Source organism: Nonomuraea cypriaca (assembly GCF_015645445.1).
Taxonomy (GTDB): domain Bacteria; phylum Actinomycetota; class Actinomycetes; order Streptosporangiales; family Streptosporangiaceae; genus Nonomuraea; species Nonomuraea cypriaca.
Map to the genome: position 1 here is coordinate 1 of NZ_JADOGI010000444.1, position 3,373 is coordinate 3,373.

Consider the following 3,373-nt stretch of genomic DNA (forward strand, 5'->3'; position numbering starts at 1 on the left):
CCCTCGAAGATCTCCTCGACGACCTCGCCCACCACGAGGCCGCCGACGACGCCGGCGGCACCCGCGGCGACCACCGCCCCCATGCCCATCCCGTCGTGGTGCTCCCCATGGTCGCCGTGGTGGCCGCCGTGACCATGGTGCCCGCCGTGGCCGCTGTGCCCGCCGTACTGGGTCAGGCCCTCCAGCCAGCGGCCCAGCTCGCCCGGCCAGTCCGTGACGAGGGCGTCGTCATGGCTGACGTGGAAGCGGCCGATGGCGTCGCCCGAGGAGTAGCGGCCGGTACGCTTGTCGGCCTCCAGCACCACCTCCAGTCCGGCGGGGTCGGCGACGAAGGTCACCTCGACCTCGCCGATCAGGCCGGCGTACTGACCGGGCGGGTAGAACTCGATCTCCTGGTAGAACGGGAGCTCCTGGCGCACGCCGTAGAGGTGCCCGGTCTCCAGGTCGGCCGACTTGAACTGGAACCCCAGCCGCAGGAACGCCTCCAGGATCCGCAGTTGCGACGGCAACGGCTCGACGGCGATCATGTCCAGGTCGCCCTTGTCGACGGCCTTGGCGATGGCCAGCTCGGTGCGCACACCGAGCGCCATGCCGGTCAGCGGCTGCCCGCCGATCTCGCTGATCGGCGTCTCCCACGGCACCGGGATCTGGAAGCCGATCGTGCGTTCCTCACCCTGGCGCAGCGTGAACGGGCCGGAGACCCTGGCGCGGGAGAACTCGCCCACCCCGGCCCCCTCGCCGCCGCCGTGCTCGATCTCCACCCGGGCCACCAGGCCCAGCGTGATGTGCTCGATCTCGGCGTCGAAGTCGCCGCCCTTGAGCCGCACCTCTCCGTCCAGCGTGCCGCCTGGACGGGTGCGCTCCGTGGACAGCACGGTGTCCACGGAGGGCGCGCCGACGCCGAAAGCACCCAGCATGCGTTTGAAGACCACGGCCTTGTTCTCCCTGTCGAAGATCGGTTGATCTGCCGCTGGCCTCAACGATCAACGTCAGGAGCGAGTTCCGCGCGCCAGGGACGTCCCGTCAGCCCGCCTGGCTGAACTGCCGGAGCAGCGGGCCGTCGAGCCGCCAGCCCGGCTCGCCGGCCAGGATCTTCTCGGTGTGGGACTCGATCGCGAGGCGCCACTTGTTGTTGTTGGCCAGGCGGAACACCTTCACGTCGCCGCCCGCGCGCGACGTGGCGGGCGCGTAACCGAGCACCCCCTCGTACGTGAACGCGCCCGAGGACACGAGCTTCTGCCGCTCGGCCGCGGACGCCGTGACGAGGTACGACGCCTTCTTGCTCCAGCGCAGCCGGAAGAGCGGCTTGCCGCCGGCGAACGGGGTCTTGGACACGTAGTAGAGCGGAGTCTGGGTCGTGGACCAGCCGTGCTTGGTGATCGCGTCCCGCTTCTCCGCCTCGTTCGTGGTGTAGAAGAACCCGCCGTCCTTCGTCACCATTTCCTGGACCTTCACCCGCTGCCCCGCGGCCGCCGAGGCGGGAGTGGCGGCGCCGAGAGTGATCGTGGCGCCAACCGCCATCGCGAGCCCGACACCGACGGGCCGGGTCATGCGGCCGAATGACAGAGCCATGTACTTGTTCCCTCCGATGTGCAACCAATGCCGCCGGTCAAGCTAGCAGCGGGCCTGGAGGGATCGAGATCACTTCCGTGATCGTGGAAGTGTTGGCGCGGGGATGTCGTCGGCCGTCCCGTCCGGCCAGACGATCTTCCAGGCGTCGATCGACGGTGCCTCGCCGCCGTGCCCGAGCTGGAGCGCGGCCACGTACCAGATGCCCGGCTCGGCCTCTCCCGGCGTCGCGCACCACGGGACCAGAGTGCGGTCGGCGAGTGGGGTGGCGGCCACCGAGACGCCCGACTTCGTCAGACCTGGACCGCCGACGACACGCGTGCCGGGTCCGGACTCCGGCGCCGGCCAGCCGCCGACGCGCAGCCAGCCCGGCCGCTCCAACAGGCGGACGAAACGCACCTCCCACGACCCGCGTACGGCGGACACGACCTCCAGCAGCGGCCCGTGCCGCACCTCGGCACCGGGACGCGGGTGGCCGTGGTCGGGGCCGGGCCCCGGCTCGGTCCAGTGGGCCCGCCAGCGGGACGAGCCGACCAGCGTGCCGGACGCGAGCGCGGAGAGGGGACCGGCCGTGAACCCGGTCCTGTGACTGCCCCGCCCGCCCTCGTCCAGCACCACGACCGACTGGTCCAGCGGGTCGCCCGACAGCAGCGGGAACGTCGCCGTCGAGTACCCCAGCCGCGCGTACAGCGGCGGGTCCGCCAGATCGGACCCGGGATGGGAGTGATCGGTCCCGTGGTTGACGACCCTGACCACGCCGTCGGCGCGGGTGCCGCTGACCAGCCAGCCGGGCGCGCGCACCACCCGCGTGAAGTCGTCGGCCTCCACCGGCAGCGGCTCCTCCACCGCCGTCCACACCGGGTGGCCGGCGGGCAGCGAGAGCCCCAGCAGGCCCTTCGAGGCCCAGTACGGCGAGCCGGGGCCGGAGTAGTCCTGCGCGATCGCCGGCCGCTTCCCGTGCCAGCCCAGCGTCAGCACGCCGTCGCCGTCGGGGGCGCCGTGCGCGACGAAGTGCCGCGCGATGCCGGACGCCGCCCTGCGCAGCAGCCCCGGCGAGCCGACCCCGGCCCTCGCGCCGGCCCAGAACGGCGCGGCGGCGGCGAAGCGGTAGGTGAGGCTGCGCCCCTGGATGAGCGGCGAGCCGTCGGCGCCGACGAGGTGGACGGCGTCGTCGAGGAACCGTTCGAGGCGCGCGAGGTGGCGGGGGTCCGGGCCCAGGCCGGCCATCTCACGCCACAGCACCGGGTAGAGGTGCAGCGCCCACCCGGTGTAGTGGTCGTACGAGCGTTCCGAGCCGTCGGCGTACCAGCCGTCCTCCCGCTCGAACCCCTCCGCCAGGGCCAGCCCTCTGTCGATGTCCTCCTGCGCGTACGGCCCCCCGACCGAGGCCAGGAACTGCTCCACGACGATCTGGAACCACACCCAGTTGATCGGCGGGTAGTCCGCCCCGACCGCCGGCGCCAGGTAGTCCACCACCTGCTCCCGCACCAGCGGCGGCAGCCGGTCCCACAGCCAGGGGCGGGTCAGGTGCAGGATCAGGGCGATGGAGGCGGCCTCCACCTTGGCCTGGCCGTGCTCGTCGAGGCGTACCCAGCGCTCGGGGGAGTGCGGGTCGACGCCCGCGGCGAGGCCGGCGGCGTACCACTCCATGAGGTTGAGCGGGTCGCGCCCGTCCTCCCCCGCGACGCGGAAACCGGCCGCGAGGAACGTGCGCGCGAAGCCCTCCAGGCCGTCGACGTCCGCGCCGTAGCCGCCGGGCGGGCCGGGGAAGCTGACGCGGGCGTGGGAGGGGGAGGCGTAGGGG

3 protein-coding genes are annotated in these 3,373 nt (G+C 72.8%); all 3 read right to left on the bottom strand.

Annotated features, from left to right (window positions below; all coding sequences use genetic code 11):
* Positions 1-932: sporulation protein (locus ITP53_RS54555; RefSeq protein ID WP_195903346.1), on the bottom strand; the 932-nt coding region annotated here is incomplete at its 3' end.
* 91 nt (positions 933-1,023) lie between these two features.
* Positions 1,024-1,572, bottom strand: a complete 549-nt coding sequence (locus ITP53_RS54560) for a hypothetical protein (RefSeq protein WP_195903347.1) — start codon at positions 1,570-1,572, stop codon at positions 1,024-1,026.
* A 69-nt stretch (positions 1,573-1,641) separates the two neighbouring features.
* On the bottom strand, positions 1,642-3,373 hold a 1,732-nt coding region (locus tag ITP53_RS54565; RefSeq protein WP_195903348.1), incomplete at its 5' end, for a DUF2264 domain-containing protein.